This is a genomic window from Streptomyces sp. CNB091 (genome assembly GCF_000377965.1).
This window is the reverse complement of sequence record NZ_KB899014.1, coordinates 106,473-127,797: the sequence shown is the minus strand read 5'-3', so window position 1 is coordinate 127,797 and position 21,325 is coordinate 106,473. Positions and strand designations below refer to the sequence as shown.

Annotated in this window: 16 protein-coding genes, 2 pseudogenes and 1 riboswitch; of the genes and pseudogenes, 6 read left to right on the top strand and 12 right to left on the bottom strand. The window is 71.5% G+C overall.

Going from position 1 to position 21,325, the window contains the following annotated elements; all coding sequences use genetic code 11:
* Positions 1–621, top strand: a 621-nt coding sequence (locus D581_RS0133470; protein WP_018956752.1) for an electron transfer flavoprotein subunit alpha/FixB family protein, incomplete at its 5' end; no start/stop codon positions are given.
* 76 nt (positions 622–697) lie between these two features.
* Here D581_RS0133470 and D581_RS0133465 read toward each other — a convergent pair.
* The 3 genes from D581_RS0133465 to metE form a co-directional block, all read right to left on the bottom strand.
* Positions 698–2,089: a lysine N(6)-hydroxylase/L-ornithine N(5)-oxygenase family protein gene (locus D581_RS0133465; protein WP_018961484.1), complete on the bottom strand. Its 1,392-nt coding sequence runs from the start codon at positions 2,087–2,089 to the stop codon at positions 698–700.
* A gap of 61 nt (positions 2,090–2,150) precedes the next feature.
* Positions 2,151–3,674, bottom strand: a complete 1,524-nt coding sequence (locus D581_RS0133460; RefSeq protein WP_018961483.1) for a pyridoxal phosphate-dependent decarboxylase family protein — start codon at positions 3,672–3,674, stop codon at positions 2,151–2,153.
* 412 nt (positions 3,675–4,086) lie between these two features.
* The gene (metE, locus tag D581_RS0133455; RefSeq protein WP_018961482.1) at positions 4,087–6,411 is read right to left on the bottom strand and encodes a 5-methyltetrahydropteroyltriglutamate--homocysteine S-methyltransferase; all 2,325 of its coding nucleotides are present in this window, start codon (positions 6,409–6,411) and stop codon (positions 4,087–4,089) included.
* A gap of 165 nt (positions 6,412–6,576) precedes the next feature.
* Positions 6,577–6,791, bottom strand: a riboswitch (cobalamin riboswitch).
* 327 nt (positions 6,792–7,118) lie between these two features.
* On the opposite strand from metE, the gene D581_RS0133450 reads away from it, so the two are divergent.
* A complete protein-coding gene (locus tag D581_RS0133450) occupies positions 7,119–7,316 on the top strand; it encodes a hypothetical protein (RefSeq protein WP_018961481.1) in 198 nt (65 codons plus the stop codon).
* Positions 7,317–7,464: 148 nt separating this feature from the next.
* Here D581_RS0133450 and cobF read toward each other — a convergent pair whose 3' ends face one another.
* Positions 7,465–8,253, bottom strand: coding sequence for a precorrin-6A synthase (deacetylating) (gene cobF, locus D581_RS0133445; RefSeq protein ID WP_018961480.1), 789 nt, complete (start codon positions 8,251–8,253; stop codon positions 7,465–7,467).
* Positions 8,254–8,365: 112 nt separating this feature from the next.
* Here cobF and lplAB point away from each other — a divergent pair, with 112 nt between their 5' ends.
* Entirely contained in the window at positions 8,366–9,430 is a 1,065-nt protein-coding gene (gene lplAB / locus D581_RS0133440) for a lipoate-protein ligase LplAB (protein ID WP_018961479.1), read from the top strand.
* 52 nt (positions 9,431–9,482) lie between these two features.
* Here the strand turns inward: lplAB and D581_RS0133435 are convergent, their stop codons facing one another.
* The 3 genes from D581_RS0133435 to D581_RS0133425 form a co-directional block, all read right to left on the bottom strand.
* On the bottom strand, positions 9,483–11,138 hold the full coding sequence (locus D581_RS0133435; protein WP_018961478.1) for a molybdopterin-dependent oxidoreductase: 1,656 nt from the start codon (positions 11,136–11,138) through the stop codon (positions 9,483–9,485).
* Positions 11,139–11,261: 123 nt separating this feature from the next.
* Positions 11,262–13,484: an NADP-dependent isocitrate dehydrogenase gene (locus tag D581_RS0133430; protein ID WP_018961477.1), complete on the bottom strand. Its 2,223-nt coding sequence runs from the start codon at positions 13,482–13,484 to the stop codon at positions 11,262–11,264.
* A 223-nt stretch (positions 13,485–13,707) separates the two neighbouring features.
* Positions 13,708–15,234 (bottom strand): amidase, encoded by a 1,527-nt coding sequence (locus tag D581_RS0133425; protein ID WP_018961476.1) that lies wholly within the window; start codon positions 15,232–15,234, stop codon positions 13,708–13,710.
* A gap of 307 nt (positions 15,235–15,541) precedes the next feature.
* Here D581_RS0133425 and D581_RS0133420 point away from each other — a divergent pair, with 307 nt between their 5' ends.
* Entirely contained in the window at positions 15,542–16,303 is a 762-nt protein-coding gene (locus D581_RS0133420) for a hypothetical protein (RefSeq protein WP_026291132.1), read from the top strand.
* A gap of 73 nt (positions 16,304–16,376) precedes the next feature.
* Here the strand turns inward: D581_RS0133420 and D581_RS1000000140340 are convergent.
* A pseudogene (locus D581_RS1000000140340) lies at positions 16,377–16,667 on the bottom strand (helix-turn-helix domain-containing protein); the annotation flags it as partial.
* A 358-nt stretch (positions 16,668–17,025) separates the two neighbouring features.
* Here D581_RS1000000140340 and D581_RS1000000141045 point away from each other — a divergent pair.
* Positions 17,026–17,292: a hypothetical protein gene (locus D581_RS1000000141045; RefSeq protein WP_018961474.1), complete on the top strand. Its 267-nt coding sequence runs from the start codon at positions 17,026–17,028 to the stop codon at positions 17,290–17,292.
* A 417-nt stretch (positions 17,293–17,709) separates the two neighbouring features.
* Here the strand turns inward: D581_RS1000000141045 and D581_RS0133405 are convergent.
* Positions 17,710–18,165 (bottom strand): annotated as a pseudogene (locus D581_RS0133405) (helix-hairpin-helix domain-containing protein); the annotation flags it as partial.
* 148 nt (positions 18,166–18,313) lie between these two features.
* Between D581_RS0133405 and D581_RS0133400 the strand changes: the two are divergent.
* The gene (locus D581_RS0133400) at positions 18,314–18,940 is read left to right on the top strand and encodes a hypothetical protein (protein ID WP_018961471.1); all 627 of its coding nucleotides are present in this window, start codon (positions 18,314–18,316) and stop codon (positions 18,938–18,940) included.
* A 148-nt stretch (positions 18,941–19,088) separates the two neighbouring features.
* Here D581_RS0133400 and D581_RS0133395 read toward each other — a convergent pair whose 3' ends face one another.
* The 3 genes from D581_RS0133395 to D581_RS0133385 all read right to left on the bottom strand — a co-directional run bounded on the left by D581_RS0133395 (position 19,089) and on the right by D581_RS0133385 (position 21,240).
* Entirely contained in the window at positions 19,089–19,394 is a 306-nt protein-coding gene (locus D581_RS0133395) for a hypothetical protein (protein ID WP_018961470.1), read from the bottom strand.
* 158 nt (positions 19,395–19,552) lie between these two features.
* Positions 19,553–19,999, bottom strand: a complete 447-nt coding sequence (locus D581_RS0133390; protein ID WP_018961469.1) for an ATP-binding protein — start codon at positions 19,997–19,999, stop codon at positions 19,553–19,555.
* A 368-nt stretch (positions 20,000–20,367) separates the two neighbouring features.
* Positions 20,368–21,240, bottom strand: a complete 873-nt coding sequence (locus D581_RS0133385) for an RNA polymerase sigma factor SigF (RefSeq protein WP_026291130.1) — start codon at positions 21,238–21,240, stop codon at positions 20,368–20,370.
* Positions 21,241–21,325: the final 85 nt, after the last annotated feature.

Genomic DNA, 21,325 nt, shown 5'->3' with positions numbered 1-21,325 from the left:
GCGACCGATGTGGAGGCCGGTGACCAGGGGCCGGTGGCGACGCAGGCGGCGTTCGCCGCGTCGTTCACGACGAAGTCCCGGGTGTCCCGGGGTGTTCCGGTGATCACGGTGAAGCCGAACTCGGCGCCCGTGGAGCCGGGTGCTGCGGCGGGTACGGTCGAGGCCCTGTCGGTGTCGTTCGGTGAGGCGGCGACGGGTACGAGGGTGACGTCGCGGACGGCGCGTGAGTCGACGGGCCGCCCGGAGCTGACGGAGGCGGCGATCGTGGTCTCCGGTGGCCGTGGGGTCAACGGTGCGGAGAACTTCTCGCTGATCGAGGCGCTGGCCGACAGTCTGGGTGCGGCGGTGGGTGCGTCGCGTGCGGCGGTCGACGCGGGCTGGTACCCGCACACCTCCCAGGTCGGGCAGACGGGCAAGTCGGTCTCGCCGCAGCTGTACATCGCTTCGGGTATCTCCGGGGCGATCCAGCACCGGGCGGGGATGCAGACCTCGAAGACGATCGTCGCGGTCAACAAGGACGCCGAGGCCCCGATCTTCGAACTCGTCGACTACGGCGTCGTCGGCGACCTCTTCACGGTCGTGCCCCAGCTCACCGAAGAGATCAACACCCGCAAGGGCTGACCCCTCCTCGGAACACCCCGCCCCGGGCCGCACGGTGAACCCCACCGCGCGGCCCGCGGCCGTTACGGCACCGCCGTCACCGCCGTTCCCCGGCCGGACGTGACGCGGGTTCCCGGTCGTCGCGGTCCTGCGCGCCGAGGCCGAACGTGGTGAAGGCGGTGCGTTCGGGGAGCGGGTAGAACTCCTTGCCCGTCAGCGCGTTGACGATGACGGCGGAACGCCAGGCGGCGAGGCCCAGGTCCGGTGCGCCGACGCCGTGCGTGTGCCGTTCGGCGTTCTGCACGAAGACGGAACCGGCTGTCTCCGGTGCCAGAACGAGCCGTTGGGCCGCGTCGACCTGCGGACGCCCGGCCTCGTCGCGGACGATGTACGGGTCGAGAGCGGCGAGCAGCGTGTCGACGGGGCGCTCCCGGTACCCGGTGGCGAGGACGACGGCGTCCGTGACGAGCCGGCCCCGCGCCTCCTGCTGGCCGTGTTCGACACCGAGTTCGATGCGCCCTGCCTCGGTGACGGTGGCGTCGGTGACCTCGATGCCGGGGGTGAGGGTCACCTCGGGCCAGCTTCCGCCGAGGCTGCGCCGGTACAGCTCGTCGTGGATGTCCCCGAGCGTCTCCCCGCTGACGCCCTTGTACAGCTGCCACTGGCGGGGCAGGAGACGGTCCCGGGTGGCCTGCGGAAGTCCGTGGAAATAGCGGGTGTAGTCGGGGGTGAACTGCTCCAGGCCGATCTTGCTGTACTCCATGGGCGCGAACGCGGGCGTACGGGCCAGCCAGGTCAGCCCCTCCGCCCCCTCGGGCCGGGAGCGCAGCAGATCCAGCAGGACCTCGGCGCCCGACTGGCCCGAGCCGACGACGGTGATGTGGCGGGCGGCCAGCAGCCGGTTCCGCTGGGAGAGGTAGTCGGCGGAGTGCAGCACGACGGCGGCCGGGTCCTGGACCAGCTCCCGCAGCGGTTCGGGGACGTGAGGGGCCGTGCCGACGCCGAGGGCGAGGTTGCGGGCATGGGTGAGCCCGGTGGTGAGCGTCTCCCCGTCGGGGCCCAGCCGGGTGAACTCAACGGCGAACGCGGCCTGTCCGGGGTTCCAGGCCACCGTGTCGACCCGGTGGCCGAAGCGGATGGCGGGAAGCTCGGTACTCACCCAGCGCAGATAGTTGTCGAACTCGGATCGGTGGATGTGGAGTTGCTCGGCGAAGTAGAAGGGGAAGAGCCTGCGGCGGATCTTGAGGTAATTGAGGTAGGACCAGGGGCTGGTGGGCTCGACGAGGCTCACCAGATCGGCCAGGAAGGGCACTTGCAGAGTCGCGCCCTCGATCAGCAGCCCGGGGTGCCAGTGGAAGGCCGGGCGCTGTTCGTGGAAGACGGTGCGCAGCCCGGGGACGCCGTCGGCGAGCGCGGCGAGAGAGAGGTTGAAGGGCCCTGCCCCCACTCCCAGCAGGTCGAGGGGCGGTGTGCGCGGTCCGGGCGTCATCGGGTTCCTCCGGCGGGGGTCGCTGGATCGGCGGTGGGTCGTCCCGGGCGCGTCCCGCGCGTCATGGCGACAGCCTCTCCGCCACGGGGGCATCGGTGCCCCCGGCCGCCTCGGCTTCGGCCACCGCACGGTCCGCCGCCGCCGTGACGAGGTCGAGCAGGGGCAGCAGGTCGGCGGTGGCAGCGTCCGGGTGCAGCAGGGTGGCCTTCAGCCACAGGCGGCGCCGGCCGTCGCCGTCTTCCGCCACCGCGCGGCCGAGGACGGCGCGCCCCTCGGCGAGCAGAGCACGGCGGACAGCGGCGACCACGGCGTCGCCCGCCTCGTCCGGCAGCACGTCGGCCACCGCGGGGCGGAACAGCACGGTGCTGATCCCGATGTCGCCGGGGCGGCGGCGCAACGCGGGGCGGGCGTCGACGGCCCGGCCGAGCTCCTGTGCCGTACGCACGCAGTGCTCCACCAGTTCGCCGAGCCCTCGGCGGCCGAACGCCCGGAAGGTGACCGCCATCTTCAGGGCGTCGGGGCGCCGGGTGGTGCGGATCGAGCGGCCCAGCAGGTCCGGGAGTCCGGCCTCGGTGTCGTCGTCGGCGTTGAGGTAGTCGGCGCGCAGGGACAGCGGCGCGAGCATTCCGGCGTCCGCGACGGCCAGGGCTCCGGCGGCGACCGGCTGCCAGCCGAGTTTGTGCAGGTCGAACGTTACGGAGGCGGCGTGCTCCAGGCCCGCGAGCAGCGGGGCCAGCCGCTCGCTGAACAGCAGCGGACCGCCGTAGGCGGCATCGACGTGGAGCTGGGCCGCGTGCCGCTGCGCGACACGGGCGATCTCCGGCAGCGGGTCGATGCGCCCCTCGTCGGTGGTGCCCGCGGTGGCGACGACCAGCAGCGGTGCACCGGCGAGGGCGGCCAGCGCGTCGTCGAGGGCGGCCGGGTCGATCCGGCCGTCGCGGCAGACGATGACCACGGGGGCGGGCAGACCGAGCATCCATGCGGCGCGATGGACGCTGTGGTGGGCGTTGACGCCGGTCACCACCCGGAGGGCGCCGGGGGCTGCCCGCTCCCGGGCGAGAAGCAGGGCCACCAGGTTGGACTCGGTGCCGCCACTGGTGATGAGGGCGTCGGGGGCGGGGGCCGTCGGGTGGACCAGGCGGGCCAGTGCGGCCGTGGTCAGCTCTTCGATCACGCCGGCGGCGGGCGCCTGGTCCCAGGAGTCCATGGAGGGGTTGAGGGCCGCCCCGGCCAGGTCCGCCGCGACGGCGACGGCGAGCGGCGGGCAGTGCAGATGGGCGACGCAGGCGGGGTCGGCCGGATCGGCGGCCCCTTCCGCGACCGCGCGGACCAGGTCGCCGAGAGCGGCCTCGGGACCGATGCCCTCCTCCGGCAGGACCGGGGTACAGAGGGCGAGGGTGCTCCGGGCCACGGCCTCGGGCCCTCCGGCGGGCAGCGGGCCGCCTCGGGCCGGGACGGCCTTCTCCAGCGCGTCCAGGACGATCGCGGTGAGGGCCCGTAGCCGGTCCGGCCCGTGCGCACCGCCCGCGACGAGGCCTTCCCGGGGCCCTTCCGGTCCGGGAGCCGGCTGCGTACCGTCGCTCACACCCCACGCTCCGCGGGGAGTTCGCAGGACGGCAGGTCCTGAGCACGCAACATGGCGAAGTCCTTCGGTCGGAGTGCGCGGCGGGTCGTGCGGGTGTGCCGCCCCGCGCGCGGGGCGGCACCGGTCGCGGAAAGATCCACAACCGGGTATTCGCTGGTTAGGCTAACCTAACTCCGACCGCGCCAAAGAACGCGTTGCCGTCGTAGGGGTGACCCACCGGCGTCCGAACTACCGTTCCCCCGAGCGTAGTCGGGACGGAGCCGACGGCCCATGCCGACGCGAGTGCGGCAGCCCCCGCCCGCCTGCGCAGACGCGTCGAGCCGGGGCCTCGGCCGGGGGCGCCCTCTCCGGAGCCGTACGGGCAGGGCCCGGTGCGGGAGCGCTGGTGACCGCCTCCCGCACCGGGCACGGATCACGCCGCTTCGGTGGGCAGCTCCGCGCGGATCGCCCGCGCGGCGGCGACCAGGTTCTCCAGGGAGGCCCGGGTCTCGGGCCAGCCGCGGGTCTTCAGGCCGCAGTCCGGGTTCACCCACAGGCGTGTCGCCGGGATGGCCTCAAGTCCTTTGCGCAGCAGGGACGCCGCCTCCTCGGTGCTGGGGACGCGCGGGGAGTGGATGTCGTAGACGCCCGGGCCCGCCTCGCGGGGGTAGCCGTGGGCGGCCAGTTCGCGGGCGACCTGCATATGGGAGCGGGCCGCCTCCAGGCTGATGACGTCGGCGTCGAGGTCGTCGATGGCCTGGACGATGTCGCCGAACTCCGCGTAGCACATGTGGGTGTGGATCTGGGTGTCCGGACGCACCCCGGAGGTGGCGAGCCGGAAGGACTCCGTCGCCCACTCCAGGTACGCGGCGTGCTCGGCCGCCCGCAGCGGCAGTGTCTCGCGCAGCGCGGGCTCGTCGACCTGGATCACCGAAGTTCCGCTCGTCTCCAGGTCGTTCACCTCGTCGCGCAGGGCGAGGGCCACCTGGCGGGCGGTGTCGCCGAGCGGCTGGTCGTCGCGGACGAAGGACCAGGCGAGCATGGTGACCGGGCCGGTGAGCATGCCCTTGACGGGGCGTGCGGTCAGCGACTGCGCGTACGTCGTCCAGCGCACCGTCATCGGCCCGGGGCGCGAGACGTCGCCCGCGAGGACCGGCGGCCGGACGTACCGGGTGCCGTAGGACTGCACCCAGCCGTGCTGGGTGGCGAGGTAACCGGTGAGCTGCTCGGCGAAGTACTGGACCATGTCGTTGCGTTCGGGCTCGCCGTGCACCAGGACGTCCAGTCCGGCCTTCTCCTGGAAGGAGAGGACCTCGCGGATCTCGTCCTTGATGCGCTCCTCGTACCCGGCCTCGTCGATCCGCCCCGCCCGCAGGTCGGCGCGCGCGGTGCGCACTTCGGTGGTCTGCGGGAACGAGCCAATGGTGGTCGTCGGCAGCAACGGCAGCCCGAGGTGGGCACGTTGGGCGGCGGCGCGCTCCGGGTACGGCTGGGAGCGGCGGCCGTCCGCGTCGGTGACGGCCGCCGTACGGGCGCGGACAGCCGGGTCGCGGGTGAGCGCGGCGTCGGTGCGGGAGGCCAGGTCGGCGCGGTTGGCGGCGAGTTCGGCCGCGATGGCGTCCGTGCCGCCGCCCAGACCGCGGGCCAGGACGACGATCTCCTCGGTCTTCTGCTGGGCGAAGGCGAGCCAGCGGGCGATCCCCGGATCGACGCCCTGCTCGGCGGCGGCGTCCAGCGGGACGTGGAGGAGGGAGCAGGAGGCCGAGACGTCGACCCGGCCGGCGAGGCCGAGGAGGGTGCCGAGGGTGGCGAGCGACTTCTCGTAGTCGTTGATCCAGATGTTGCGGCCGTTCACGACACCGGCGACCAGGCGCTTGCCGGGCAGTCCGCCGGCCGCCGCGAGGTCGTCGAGGTTCCCCGCGCCGGACTCGGTGAAGTCCAGGGCCAGCCCGTCGACGGGGGCCTTGGCCAGGACCGCCAGCGCTTCGCCGAGCCGCCCGAAGTAGGAGGCGACCAGCAGTCGGGGCCGGTCGGCGTGTCCGCCGAGCTCGCGGTAGGCGTGGGCGGCGGCGTTCAGCTCGGCCGGGGTGCGGTCCTGGACGAGTGCGGGTTCGTCGAGCTGCACCCAGGTGGCGCCCGCCGCGCGCAGGTCGGCGAGGACCTCGGCGTACACGGGAAGCAGCCGGTCCAGGAGGGTCAGCGGCTCGAAGTCCGCCGCCGCCCCGGGGGCCGCCTTGGCGAGCAGGAGATAGGTGATGGGTCCGACCAGCACCGGCCGGGGCGTCAGACCGAGGGCCAGCGCCTCCTGGAACTCCGAGACCTGCTTGGCGGAGTCGGCGGCGAACTCCGCATCCGGGCCCAACTCCGGGACCAGATAGTGGTAGTTGGTGTCGAACCACTTCGTCATCTCCAGCGGGGCGACGTCCTGCGTGCCCCGGGCCATGGCGAAGTAGCCGTCGAGGGCGTCGGCGTCGACGGCCTCGCGGTGCCGCTCGGGGACGGCGCCGACCATGACGCTGGTGTCCAGGACATGGTCGTAGTACGAGAAATCACCGGTCGGCACCTCGTGGACCCCGGTCTCGACGAGCCGCTGCCAGGTCCCCCGGCGCAGCTCGGCGGCGGTCTCCCGGAGGGCGTCGGCGTCGACGCGGCCCTTCCAGTAGCCCTCGATGGCCTTCTTCAGTTCACGGTTCCGGCCCTGGCGGGGGTAGCCGTACACGGTGGCCTGTGCTGCCGCGGCTGCGGGCTTCGCTGTCACGTGACTCTCCTTCGCGAGCGTGTCTGCGGGACAGACCCCGGGACGGGACGCGGACGCGGAGGGATGACGCACCGGGCGGAGACCGGGACACGTGGAACCGTGTCCGTCCGCCCGGTGGTTACGCCGACCCGCCCACGAGGTCACCGAGATCTCCGCACGCGAACGGTCGCGTGCGGGCAACGGGCAGGTCTTCGGACTCGCGGGCACGTCTGCCGGGGCAGACACCTAATGACCGTCGCTTCCCAGACCCGGCCGGGCCCAGTGCGTATGACGGCGGTCGTTCCCACTCACCGCTGCGGGGCAGTCCCGGATTCCCACCGGGTTCCCTCTTACGACACCCTGCCTGGCGGACAGGGCGAACCAGCTGCGCCGATCAGCCTAAGCGGACGCCCGGCCCGCGCACACCGTTGTTCACACTTCGGATGGTGACGTGGGACACGGGTCGGTGAACTCCCCCGACGCCGGCTCGGACTCCGTCACGGCGGGACGCCGCGCCGGGCCACGCCCGTTCTCCGCTCGTTCGGCCGTTCGTCAACCGCGTGCTGACCACCGGTCAGGTCGGGCGCGTCCACTGGACGTGACAGTGACACAGATGTAACCGAATGGCGTAGGGACTGCGGAACCACCGAGCGTCACAAGCCGTTCTTCTTCCCACTACACGGCCGCCGACCCACGGCGAGGCCGACCGAGGAAACGGAATACGCCAGATGAAGAAGACAGTCGGGTGGGCCCAGGACGGCGACGACTGGACGATCACCGTGAACGGCACGCTGTATCGCGCGATCGAACGACCGGCGGACGGCCGGGTGCACGACTACCTGGTGCGGGGCGACGACCTCACCGCCGAATGCCCGAGCCTGGGGCACGGGCTCGGCGTGATCAGGGCGCATGAGACCCGGCGCTGACACCCCTGGCACTCCCCCACACCCCTGACGCCCCTGTTGGTCCGACGACGGGGTGCGGAGGCCCTCGCCGCCCGCGCCTCGACGTGGACCCGTCAGTCATCGGCCGTCAGCCACCGGCCGTCAGCCACCGGCCGTCAGGCATCGGCCGTCAGTCGCCGCCCGCGCCGGGCGGTCGGCTCAGCAGGTAGGTGTCCATGATCCAGCCGTGCCGTTCACGCGCCTCCGCACGCAGCCCGCTGATCCGGCCGGCCACCTCGTCCAGCGGGCCGGAGACCAGGATCTCCTCCGGGGTCCCGATGTAGGCGCCCCAGTGGATCCACCATCCCCTGCCCGTCAGCTGCGTGAAGCTCTCATGTCCGTCGAGCATCACGACAAGGTCGCAGTCCTCGGGGAATCCCTGGGCGAGACGTCGCCCGGGGGTGATGTGGATGGGGCGGCCGACCCGGTTCAGGGTGACGCTGTGCCGGGCGGCGAGGGCGGAGACACTGCTGATGCCGGGGATCACCTCGTGACTGAATTCCACCGTTCCGCGGCCTCGGATGTCGTCGAGGATCGCGAGAGTGCTGTCGTACAAGGACGGGTCGCCCCACACGAGGAAGGCTCCGCACTGCCCCGGTGCGAGCTCCTGGACGATCAGGCGTTCACAGATGTCGGCGCGGCGGTGGCGCCAGTCGCGCACCGCCGAGGTGTAGCGCCCGGCGTCCTGCTGGGTGCGGTCCCGCCACGGGTCCTCGGCCTCGACGACGCGGTAGGGGCCGGTGAGGTGTTCGTCGAGGATGTCCCGCCGCAGCCGGGTCAGCGCGTCCTTCTCCTTGCCCTTTCCCAGCACGAGGAAGACGTCGACGCGGCGCATGGCCTTCACCGCGGCGAGCGTCAGATGGTCGGGGTCGCCGGCGCCCATGCCGATGACGAGGATGTGACGGGGTGCGTCGCTCATGTCGGCCGATCATGCCAGGGGCGGGCGGGATGAACCGGTCCCGAGCATGCGTTGTAGACGTTTGTGCCCGGCTCACAACGAGTGGCCGGGACCCTAGGGCGGAGGCATGGCTGTGCACGGTGAGTACAAGGTTCCCGGCGGCAAGCTGGTCGTGGTGGACCTGGAGGTGGCGGGCGGGGCGCTGCGGAACGTCCGCGTCGCGGGGGACTTCTTCCTCGAACCCGACGAGGCGATCCTCGCGATCGACGCGGCCCTGGAGGGCGCCCCGGCCAACACCGACACGGCCGGGCTCGCGGCCCGGATCGAGGCGGCGCTGCCCGACTCCACGGTGATGCTCGGACTGAGCGCGGAGGGCGTCGCCGTCGCCGTACGCCGGGCGCTCGCGCAGGCCACGGAGTGGAGCGACTACGACTGGCAGCTGATCCACGAGGCCCCGCAGTCGCCCGCGCTGCACATGGCGCTGGACGAGGTCATCACCGCCGAGGTAGCGGCGGGGCTGCGGCCGCCGACGCTGCGGGTCTGGGAGTGGGACTCCCCCGCCGTGATCATCGGCAGCTTCCAGTCGCTGCGCAACGAGGTGGACCCGGCGGGCGTCGAGCGGCACGGCGTGAACGTCGTACGCCGGATCTCCGGCGGCGGCGCGATGTTCGCCGAGCCCAGCTCCACCATCACCTACTCGCTGGCCGTCCCGCAGTCCCTGGTCTCCGGGCTGTCGTTCGCCGACAGCTACGCCTATCTGGACGACTGGGTCCTCGAAGCCCTCGCGGACATGGGCATCAAAGCCTGGTACCAGCCGCTCAACGACATCGCCACCGAGGTCGGCAAGATCGCCGGGGCCGCACAGAAGCGGATGGTCGGGCCGGACGGCGGTCCGGGAGCCGTGCTGCACCACGTGACCATGGCGTACGACATCGACGCCGACAAGATGCTGGAGGTGCTGCGGATCGGCAAGGAGAAGATGTCCGACAAGGGCACCCGGTCCGCGAAGAAGCGCGTCGACCCGCTGCGGCGGCAGACCGGGCTCCCCCGCCAGAGCGTCATCGAGCGCATGATCGAGTCGTTCCGCAAGCGCCACGGACTCACCGCGGGCAGCGTCACGGAGGCCGAGCTGGCGCGCGCCGAGGAGCTCGTACGCACCAAGTTCGGTACGCCGGAGTGGACCGCCCGGGTGCCGTAGGAGGGTGGCGCGGGGTGCCGTGGAAACGTCCGGCCCCGGTGCGCCCGAGCGGTCAGTCGACGGTGACCACGACGGAGTGCCAGCCGCTCGCACCGTCGGGGACGGTCTTGGTGCGCTCCTCGGTCTGGAGTTCGCCGGTGCGGTCGGTGGCGCGGACGGTCAGGGTGTGGCCACCGGGGGTCGCCTTCCAGGGGTAGGACCACTGCCGCCAGGTGTCGACGGTGCCCTGTTCGGCGAGTTGCGCCGGCCGCCAGGGGCCGTCGTCCACCCGGATCTCGACCTTCTCGATGCCGCGGTGCTGGGCCCAGGCCACTCCGGCCACCATCACCGTGCCGGCCTCCGGGCGCCCGAAGGGCTTGGGGGTGTCGATCCGGGACTGGGTCTTGATCGGGGCCTTACGCGCCCAGTCGCGCTTCACCCAGTAGGCATCGTAGTCGTCGAACGTGGTGAGCTCGATGTCCTCGATCCACTTGCAGGCGGAGACGTACCCGTACAGGCCGGGGACGAGCATCCGGACCGGGAACCCGTTGACGAAGGGCAGCGGTGCGCCGTTCATACCGACGGCGAGCATCGCGTCCCGGCCGTCCATGACGTCCTCGACGGGGGTGCCGAGCGTCATGCCGTCCACCGAGCGGGCGATGATCTGGTCGGCCTCGCCGCCTCGGGACGGCGGCTTGACGCCCGCCTCCTTCAGCAGGTCGGCCAAGCGCACGCCGATCCACCTGGCGTGACCGATGTAGGGTCCGCCGACCTCGTTGGAGACACAGCAGAGGGTGATCTCACGTTCGATCAAGGGGCGTTGCAGCAGATCCTGGTAGGTGAGCTCCAGGTCCCGCCGTACGCCCTTGCCGTGGATGCGCAGCCGCCAGGAATCCGCGTCGACCTTGGGAACCACGAGCGCGGTGTCCACCCGGTAGAAGGAGTCGTTCGGGGTGGTGAAGGGGCTGATACCGCGGACCCTCAGCTGTGCGCCCGCCGGGATCGGCTGGGCGGGCGAGGCCGGCTTCGGCAGTGTCACGGAGTCGCGGGACGCTACGGCGTTCTGGCTGCTTCGGCTGTTCAGCGCGCGGCCGACGGCGCCGGCCGCCGTGGACGCGGCGGCCGCGGCGGTGGCGGCGATCACGAAGCCCCGCCGGTCCCAGCCGGCCTCGTGCTCGCGCTCGTCGTCCTGTCCGCTCTCCTGCTCGCGCTCGTCGTCCTGTCCGCTCCCCTGCTCCCGCTCCCGCTCCCGACCGGTGGTCCGGTGCGGGCGGGTGAGCCGGCCGATGAGGACGTACAGCAGTACGGCCCCGACGACCGCCCCCAGCAGGGACGGCAGACCGTCCACGAGCCCCGTGGAGTCCGGCCTGCCGACGGCTGCGGCCGCGCCGACCACACCGAAGAGCAGGACGGCGGCGGAGCCGGCCCGCCGGTGCCGCAGCGCCAACAGGCCGACGGCCAGGGCGAAGAGGGCGAGCGTGACGACGATGCCGAGTTGCAGGACGAGCTTGTCGTCCTCGCCGAAGTTCCGGATCGCCCAGTCCTTCACCCCGGCGGGCGTCCGGTCGATGGCCGCTCCGCCGACCGCCGTCACGGGGCTCGCCTCGGGCCTGACGGCCACCGAGACGAGCTCGGCGACGGCCAGCGAGGCGAATCCCGCGAGCAGTCCGCTCAGGGCGGCGAGGGCGCCGCGGGTCAGGGCGTTCCGGGTGATACTCACGGTCCTCATTCGGAGCCCCGGCCCCGGCGGATTGGTCCTTCACCCGTACGGGCTCCGAACGCGCACCGCCCCGGCGGGCGCGGGGCCTGCCGGGGCGGGGCGGTGAGGCGGACAGATCCGCCTCGCTCCAGGTCAGGCGAGGGACGCGATGGCCTGGTTGAACGTGGCGGACGGGCGCATGACCGCCTCGGCCTTGGCCGGGTCGGGCTGGAAGTATCCGCCGATCTCGGCCGGTGAGCCCTGCACCGCGATCAGCTCGGCGACGATGGTCTCCTCCTGCTCGGCCAGCGTCTTGGCGAGCGGCGCGAACGCCTCGGCGAGCTTGGCGTCGTCGGTCTGCCGCGCCAGCTCCTGGGCCCAGTACAGGGCCAGGTAGAAGTGACTGCCGCGGTTGTCGATGCCGCCGAGGCGACGGCTCGGGGACTTGTCCTCGTTGAGGAAGGAGCCCGTCGCCCGGTCCAGGGTGTCGGCGAGGACTTGCGCCCGCGCGTTGTCCGTGGTGGTCGCCAGGTGCTCGAAGCTGACCGCGAGGGCCAGGAACTCGCCCAGGCTGTCCCAGCGCAGGTAGTTCTCCTTGACAAGCTGCTGGACGTGCTTGGGGGCCGAGCCGCCCGCACCGGTCTCGAAGAGGCCGCCGCCGTTCATCAGCGGGACGACGGAGAGCATCTTCGCGCTGGTGCCGAGCTCCAGGATCGGGAAGAGGTCGGTGAGGTAGTCGCGGAGCACGTTGCCGGTGACGGAGATGGTGTCCTCGCCGCGGCGGATGCGCTCCAGGGAGAAGGCCGTGGCCTCGACCGGGGACTTGATGGAGATGTCCAGGCCGTCGGTGTCGTGGTCGGCGAGGTACGTGGTGACCTTGGCGATCAGGTTGGCGTCGTGCGCGCGGGTCTCGTCCAGCCAGAACACGGCCGGGTTGCCGGTGGCGCGGGCACGGGTGACGGCGAGCTTGACCCAGTCCTGGATCGGCAGGTCCTTGGTCTGGCACATCCGGAAGATGTCGCCGGCGCCGACGGCCTGCTCCAGCAACACGGCGCCGTCCGTGTCGACGACGCGCACGGTGCCGGTGGCGGGGATCTCGAAGGTCTTGTCGTGGCTGCCGTACTCCTCGGCCTTCTGCGCCATCAGACCGACGTTGGGCACGGAGCCCATGGTCGACGGGTCGAAGGCGCCGTTGGCGCGGCAGTCGTCGATGACGACCTGGTAGACGCCGGCGTAGCTGCTGTCCGGGAGGACGGCGATGGTGTCGGCCTCGTCGCCGTCGGGGCCCCACATGTGACCCGAGGTGCGGATCATGGCGGGCATCGAGGCGTCGACGATGACGTCGCTGGGGACGTGCAGGTTGGTGATGCCCTTGTCGGAGTCGACCATCGCGAGGGCGGGGCCCTCGGCGAGCTCGGCCTCGAAGGACGCCTGGATCTCGGCGCCGACGTCCGGCAGCGAGTCCAGGCCCTTGAGGATGCCGCCCAGGCCGTCGTTCGGGGTGAGGCCCGCCGCGGCGAGCTGGTCGCCGTACTTGGCGAAGGTGTTCGGGAAGAAGGCGCGGACCGCGTGGCCGAAGATGATCGGGTCGGAGACCTTCATCATGGTGGCCTTGAGGTGCACGGAGAACAGCACGCCCTCGGCCTTGGCGCGGGCGACCTGCGCGGTGAAGAACTCACGCAGCGCGGCGACGCGCATGACGGCCGCGTCGACGACCTCGCCCTTGAGGACGGGTACGGACTCGCGGAGCACAGTGGTGGCGCCGTCGTCACCGTGCAGCTCGATGCGGAGCGAGCCGTCCTCGACGATGACCGCGGACTTCTCGGTGGAGCGGAAGTCGTCGACGCCCATCGTGGCGACGTTCGTCTTCGAGTCGGCGCTCCAGGCGCCCATGCGGTGCGGGTGGGCCTTGGCGTAGTTCTTGACGGACGCGGGGGCGCGGCGGTCGGAGTTGCCCTCGCGCAGCACCGGGTTCACGGCGCTGCCCTTGACCTTGTCGTACCGGGCGCGAACGTCCTTGGCCTCGTCGGTCCGCGGGTCGTCCGGGTAGTCCGGAAGGGCGTAGCCCTGCCCCTGGAGCTCGGCGATGGCGGCCTTGAGCTGCGGGATCGACGCCGAGATGTTCGGCAGCTTGATGATGTTCGCGCCGGGCGTCCTGGCCAGCTCGCCGAGCTCGGCGAGAGCGTCATCGATACGCTGCTCGGCCTTGAGGTGCTCCGGGAAACTGGCGATGATCCGCCCCGCGAGGGAGATGTCACGGCGCTCGACCGTGACGCCTGCGGTCGAGGCGTAGGCCTCGACGACGGGCAGGAACGAGTAGGTCGCCAGGGCAGGGGCCTCGTCGGTGTGCGTATAGATGATGGTCGAGTCAGTCACCGGGTGCTCCGCTCCACGTCTGCAACATTGCTTGACATCAAGATATCTCTTCACCGTGCCGGGCTCCACAAGGCCCCCGCACGGCTTCACCCACCGTGGGCGCGTCCGTGTCCCGGGGCCGGGCCCTCGTCGGTCCGCGGCCGGGGCTCCACCAGCCCGCTGATGGGGGCCGCCCGCCGGCCGTGAGGCGCCGGGCCCCGTTACGGGGCCGGGGGCCGGCGGGTTACGGGGGTGGGGGCCGGTGACCCGCGTGGGGCGGGGGCCGGTGCTCGTACCAGCGCAGGTCGTCCTCCAGCTGGGCGGCGAGCGCGATGAGCCGCTCCTCGCTGCGGGAGGGGCCCAGGAGCTGGGCGCCGACGGGGAGCCCGGACCGGGTGAAGCCGGCCGGGACGTTCACGCCGGGCCAACCGAGGACGTTCCACGGCCAGGCGTAGGGGCAGGCGGCCGCCATCGTGAGGTCGGTGCGCCAGGCGCTGAGGCGGTCGAAGGCGCCAATCCGGGGCGGCGGCGCGGCCGTGGTCGGGGTGAGCAGCACGTCGAAGCCGGAGGCGTCGAAGAGGGCGCCGATCCTGCGGTGCTGGCGCACTTCACGGGCGCGGGCGGCCCGTACCACCCGCCCGCCCAGCCGTGTCCCGGTCCGCAGGGCGCTGCGGGTGCGCGGGTCGAGCAGGGCCGGTTCGGGGTGGCGGGCGGCGAATTCGGCGATGCCGGCGGTGGCGCGGGGCACGAAGGCGAGACCGATCAGCCCGTACCGGGGGCGGGCCTCCTCGACGTGGTGGCCGAGCCGGGCGAGGGTCTCGGCGAGCGCGGTGACGGCCCGGCGCACCTCCGGGTCCGGTCCGGCGCCGGTGAGCGTGAGCGGGGGACGCCAGGCGAGGGCGATGCGGAGGCGGCCCGGGTCGCGGCGGGCGGCGTCGGCGGCGCGCACGGCGGGCGGGCGGTGGAGGTCCTCGGGGTGCGCTCCCGCGACGGCGTCCAGGAGCAGCGCCGCGTCGGCGACCGTACGGGCGAGGGTGCCGTTCACGGTGAGCCCCTGGAAGGCGTCGCTGTGCGGGTGGACCGAGATGCGCCCGCGCTGCGGTTTGATGCCGACGAGGTGCGTCCAAGCAGCGGGGATGCGCACGGATCCGGCGCCGTCCGAGCCGAGGGCGGCGGGGACGAGACCGGCGGCGACGGCCGCCGCCGAGCCGCCGGAGGAGCCGCCCGGGGTGTGCGCGGCGTTCCAGGGGTTGCGGGTGGCGCCGAAGGCGAGGCCTTCGGTGAAGGGCCACTGGCCCAGTTCGCAGGAGTTGGTCTTGCCGACGACGACGGCTCCCGCGGCGCGCAGCCGACGGACCGCCTCGCTGTCGGAGGCGGCCGGAGGGCGCTCTCCGTCGCAGCCGAAGTGGGTGGGCAGGCCCGCCACATCGGTGTCGTCCTTGACGGCGACCGGCACGCCGAGGAGCGGTAGCCGCTCCCCCGCCGCGAGCCGCCGGTCGGCCTCCGCGGCGTCGGCGAGAGCCGCTTCGGTGCGCAGGTGGCGGAAGGCGTTGAGGGTGGGCTGCGTGGCCTCGATGCGGGCCAGGGCGTCGGCCACGAGTGCGGTGGAGGTGGCGGTGGCGTCGGCGAGCCGGCGTGCGCTCTCCACGAGCCCGAGCCCCGGCCCCGACGGCGGGACGGGGGCGGTGGGGCGGGGGCCTCGTCCGGATTCCCGTACGGCCGGACCGGTCTGCTCGCTGGGCTTCGCTTCGGTGGGCTCCGCAGAGGACATGGGCGTGCCGCCTCCCTCGTGGTGCGGGCCGACCGGTCTTCCCGGCTGCGCCCACACGTACTTACTGGAGGGTAACGAGAGGAGGCGGCACGCTCAACCGTTCCGACCGAAAGGGGCGCCCGGGTCGTACGGGGGATCGATCCCGGGCGGGATCACCGCAGCCCTGCCCACCCTCCGTAACGAGAAACGCGTTCACGTCTTACGCTCCGTGTGCGCGCCGGGCGGCTCCCCCGCTCGCGGCGTACGCTCGAATGTGCCGGTTCTCATGGAGCGCACCCCCTGGCCGGGGCGTTTTCGAGGAGGCGATGTGAGCGCACACCGTTGGGCCGCACGTGCGGCGGCAGGGGCGGCGACCGTTGCCCTCACCCTGACGAGTGGTGTGGTCGCGCAGGCTGACGACGACATCGACTCGCTCGGCGCCGAGGAGATCGCCGACCGCTCGCGCGACGCCCTGCTCGACGTGGACTCCCTACATCTGAGCGCGCGCGGGAGTCTCGACGGGAGCGGCCCGGACATGAGCCTCGACCTCACCCTGGACCGCGAGGGAAACTGCGCGGGCGGCGTCGACATGGGCGACGACGGCTCGGTCGAGATCGTGAAGCGCGGCGACGATGTCTGGCTGAAGCCGGACGCCGCCTTCTGGAAGAACCATGTGCCGATCGGCGGCTCCACCTTCGACGCGATCCTCGACGGCCGCTATATGAAGGCCGAGGCCGACAACCCCCGGCTGCTGAGCGTGACCGAGGTCTGCGATCTCGACACCTTCCGCGAGCTGATCGCGGACAACGCCGACACCGCCGACCGGGGCACCCTGACGAAGGGCGAGAAAACCGAGGTGAACGGTGCGCCCGTCGTTCCGGTGACCCGCGCCGATGGCAACGAGCGCCTGACGGCCTACGTGGCCGCCGAGGGCACGCCGTACCCGGTGCGGATCACCGTGCGCAACGCCGACGAGAAGGGGACCGTGGACTTCTCCGGACTCGACCGGCCCGTGCCCACGGCCACTCCCTCGGCGGACGAGACGGTGGATGTCACGGCCCTGCTGGGCCGCAGCATCAAACCCGTCTGAGGAACCGTCCAGAGCTACGGATAGAGCTACGGATAGAGCTACGGACAGGCCGGCCACCGGTCGGACAGGTCGCTCCGCCGCGGATCGTGTACGCCTTCTTCCGGACGGTCGTCATGGCCTGTTCCAGCGTGGGCGCGAGGGCGGCCAGGAGGTCGACGGCCTCGCGTAGGTAGCGGTGGACGGTGGCGATCCCGATGCGGAAGCCTGCCGCGAGGCGGGCATAAGTGTCGCCGCAGCGCAGGGGAGCCAGGACGAGCAGGGCCTGCCGGCCACAGGTCGGACGACGCCACCGGGAGCCGACGCGGCGGCGATGACCTGCGAGAAGACCGGAGAGGTGCCGCAGGGTGCGGCTGGGCAGATCGATGCAATGGGGTCTCCCCTGCTCGAGCGGAGCCGAGAGCCTGGGGCAGGGTGGACAAGCACACGAAGCTCATGGCGGGCTGGTGATCTTGGTCGTGAACCCGTCTACCAGGAGCTTCCTTCATGCCCACCGCTGGGCTGCCGACCCAACCACCCGGCAGGCTGGATGAGGTGCACGGAATCGATGTCCCTCAACGCTGACCGCCCCCGGCCTGGCCACTCAGCTACCAGCGAGGCCGGATGAGCTTCCGAGATGCCAGTGAGCAATGGATGCGCCAAACGGAACGATCAGTCATATCCCTCACCCGCAGAGCATGCGCACCCGCTATCACGCACCAACTCGTTGGTGCGATCATCACCACATGAAGATCGATCTGCGTCGTATCAGTGCGGTGGTTGTTCTGCTTGTCGGCATGTCCCTCGCCGTGTGGGCCATCATCGGACCGCCCCAGGACTGGACGGGCAGCATGTGGTGGGCTCGTGCGGGACTGTGTACGGGAGGCCTCGGACTGGTACTCCTCAGCGCGCAGCTGATGTTCCCGATCAACCGCAAGAAGGACAGGGACGCCGACCGGGACCCAACGCCCGCATGGGGATCCCTGGCCGGGCCGCTGGACGACCTCTTCTGAAGGGCCAGGGCGAGAGCGGGCGCTGTACGAGTCTTCACGCGTACCGCATACGAACCTGGACACGGTAGACGCGAAGGGAGAAAATACTGGTCAGGGCCCGTGGTTGGCGGCGCGGGGGACCTCGACTGACCGCGGCCTGGACCCACGGCGTTCCCGCCGCTCTCGGCGCTGACGACATCAAGTGCTGGGCTGACAGGGCATACCAGGGCGCGGGACTTGCTGTCCGCGTCCTGATTCGGGGCAAGAACCTGCGCGGCCGGCGCCAACGGCATCCGCAGCCTCGAGGAACGTGCCATGGCCACCCTCAAGTTCTGGCGGCTCCTGCGGAAGCTCCGCTGCTGCACCACCCGGATCACCGCCGTTGTCCGGGTCGTCGTCGCCCTCGGACTCACCACCTGATCAAGAGGGAAAAGGCTCCATGACCTCCTTGATCGCCCTCTGCTCCTCCCAGGCTGTCGCGATCACCTTCGGGCGTTCGGGGCCGAGGCCGGGGACCTCGACCAGACGCTTCGGCTCCTGCTCGATGATGTCGAGGGTGTCGACGCCGAAGTGGGTGGTGATCCGGTCGGCCATCACCGGCCCGATCCCCTTGATCAGCCCGGAGCCGAGATAGCGGCGGATGCCCTGGATGGTGGCGGGCAGCACGGTGGTGTAGTTCTCCACGGTGAACTGCTTGCCGTACTGGGAGTGCGAGCCCCAGCGGCCCTCCATCCGCAGCGATTCGCCGACCTGCGCGCCGAGCAGCACGCCGACGACGGTGAGGAGGTCACCGGCTCCGCGTCCGGTGTCGACGCGGGCGACGGTGTACCCGTTCTCCTCGTTGGCGTAGGTGATCCGCTCCAGGACACCTTCGAGGACGGCCATGTTGGACATGACCCGACGCTACCGGGTGGCACTGACATCCCGCGGACCCGGTCGTCGGCCGGATGGCCTTCCGGCGGAACCACCGGCGGACGCACCGGCGTCGGTAGGAGCAGCCGAGTGCACCACGCCGACGCGGACGCAGTGGGGAGCGGACGGGATGAACACGGGGGACGGAGATGCCGGCGGCGCCAGGTCGGCGCGTACGGCGGTCGCGCTGCCGAAGGCTCCGCTGAAATGGCCGAACGGCGGAGACTGGGCGGTGATCGTCGGCTTTCCCTTCGTTTTCAATTACCTTCTCTGGATGTTCGGCCGCGACGTCATGTCCGCGGTGATCACCGGGAAGTCCGCGACGCTCACCTACGTGGGGCGGTGCCTTGAGGGCGGCGGCGACACGACGCCGGAGCCCGACTGCTACGGCCGGTGGAAGTTCGCCGACGGCAGCACCGGCTCCGGAGAGATCCACGCCTCGTCGGTCGGCTACGGCGACACCGTCCTCGCCTCCGCGGACCAGGCCTACTCCTCGCTCGGCTCCGCGTGGAGCATGGCGGGGCCCTTCTACGCAATCATGATCACGACGGTGGTGGGGAGCGCGGTCACGTGGGTGAACCACTACCGGCAGGACCGCCGGGAACGGACACGGCAGCTGCGGAACCCGCCCGCTGACGAGCCCGGGACCGACACCGGACGAACCGACGGTCCCGGTTCCCCGGAGAAGCGTGACGAGGAAGCCGCCGCGGGCCGGAAGGAAACCGGACAGCCTCCGCCCTCGTCTCCTCCTACATAAGCTCATAGGCCGATCACCGGTACGGGGTGACCGCACGAACCACCTGGGACGGTCGAGCAGCTCCACGCCCGACCGCCGACCGCAGGGGGATGCGAGGGATGCGGAACGGCTCGGAACCGAGCATCCGACTCCCGTACCACCGATGGCGCTATGTCCCGGCCACCTCGCGGTAGGCGAGGCCGCTCGCGTTCGGGGTCGCCCCGTCGTAGAGGCCGGTGCGGTGGATCTGGGTGGAGACGGTGAACCAGGCATACCGCTCCGGGTACGGCCGGTAGCTGTTGCCCGCCCAGGGCTGGGGCGTCGCCGCGGGGGTGGTGTCCTGAGTGGTGGTCAGGATGTTCCTTGGCGGTGCGGGGTGTTCGGTCTGGTGCCGGGCACCGGGTGGGGCGGCACCAGGCCGGTTTCGGCTCCGGCCGTACTCCGGGAGACCGGGGCCCGGCCCTGTGCGCTCCACACCTGCACGGGCGCGTGGGGAGCGTACCGCCGGAATCCTGGGCGCACTTCTGACGGGATGCCAGGGTTTACGCGTCGTACTGGCGTGCGGGCGAGATCCCGAGCGAGCGGCTCTACCGTCCGTGTCTTTGCCGTTGCGTGGGGGCAGTGCGCTGCTGGTCAGGTGGTGCCGTCGGGGTTGAGAAGGTGATCCGGTGCGGGGTAACCAGGCGGGACGAAGCAGGCGGTCACGGTCTTGCCGTCTCGTTGCGGATGGTGTTCCCAGCCGTCGGACAGTGCCTCGACGATCGTGAGGCCCCGGCCGCCAGTCGCGTGAAGGCCCCGGTCGGCCGGGGCCAGCGGGTTCGGGCTGGCGTCGTGAACGCTGACGTGGAGGCAGGTACTGTCCCAGGTCAGGACGAGCTGGGCATCGCTATGAGCGTGCTTGTGCGCGTTCGTAATGAGCTCGGTCACGGTCAGAAGCACCGAGTCCACCAAGTCGGGTGCGTTCTGCGCCCATTCCAGCGAGTCGATATGCTCCCGCGCCCAGCGGCGCCCGGCCCGCGCCCCTTGGGACATGGGGAAGGATTGCGCCCAGCCCACCGCTCTCATCTCCGAATCAGCCACGCCGGTGCCTCTCATTCGTTCATCAAGGGAGCCAGGGTCGTTCGTCGTCTTCCGCCACCTCTCCTACCCGCCCACAGGGAGATGACGTCCGACCCGCTCCAAGCGGCGTTCAGGGCGCGGTGCCCCGGACCCGGTCGCCATGGGAACGCCGGCGGGCTCAACCAAGCCCCACGAGGTTGAGCATGTCGGCGGGGCTGTTGACGAGGAGGCGGGCCCGCCCGTCCGGGACCGCGTCGTGGCCCGAAACCGGTCGGCGTACGGGCGGCGAACCGGGGGCAGATCGGCCGCTGTTCCTGGTCCTGCTTCCCACCGACTGTGCGGAGGACCGTCTGCCCCTCATGACAGAACCTGGCGGTCCTGTGCCGCAGTCAGCGCTCGGTGAGCATGTTCTTGCGGAGCTGGGTGAGCAGGCGGTTCAGGAGCCGGGAGACGTGCATCTGGGACAGGCCGAGATGTTCGCCGATCTGGGCCTGGGTCATTTCCTGCCCGAAGCGCATGGCCACGATCTCGCGGTCCCGGTCGTCGAGGTCTTCCAGGAGCGGGGCCAGGGCGTGGAGGTCCTCGACGAGTTCCATGGCGGGGTCGAGGTCGCCCTTGATGTCTCCGTAGGTGATGGTCTCGGCGCTGTTCTGCTCGGTGCCGATGGGCAGGTCGAGGGAGCCGGCGGTGTAGCCGTTGGAGGCGATGAGGCCCTCGATGACCTCTTCCTCGCTGAGGTCCAGGTGCTGGGCGAGTTCGGCGACCATGGGGTCGCGGTCGAGGCGGCCGGCGAGTTCTTCTTTCGCCCTGGCCAGAGTGACCCGGAGTTCCTGCAGGCGGCGGGGTACGTGGACGGCCCAGGTGGAGTCGCGGAAGAAACGTTTGATCTCGCCGACGATGTAGGGGATCGCGAAGGAGGTGAACTCGACTGCGCGGCTGAGTTCGAAGCGGTCGATCGCCTTGATCAGACCGATCGTGCCGACCTGGACTATGTCCTCCATCTCGCCACTGCCGCGGTTGCGGAACCGCTTCGCCGCGAAGTGCACCAACGAGAGGTTCATCTCGATCAAGGTGTTCCGCGCGTACTGGTAATCCTGCGTACCCTCCTCCAGGACCTGCAGCTGCTCGAAGAACAGGGCACCCAGGGCCCGGGCGTCCTTCGGAGCCACCTTCCGGGGATCGTCGATCTGCGGGAGGCCCGTCGGGACGGCGGCACCGGCGGCAGTAGCGGTGGCGACCGTGGTTCCCGTGGGTATCGACATGACACTGTCCTCTCCGTAGATGCCGTCGGTCCCGTGCACGGGCGCGCCTACCCTGCCGACGGCTCACCACACGCGCGGGAGCGAC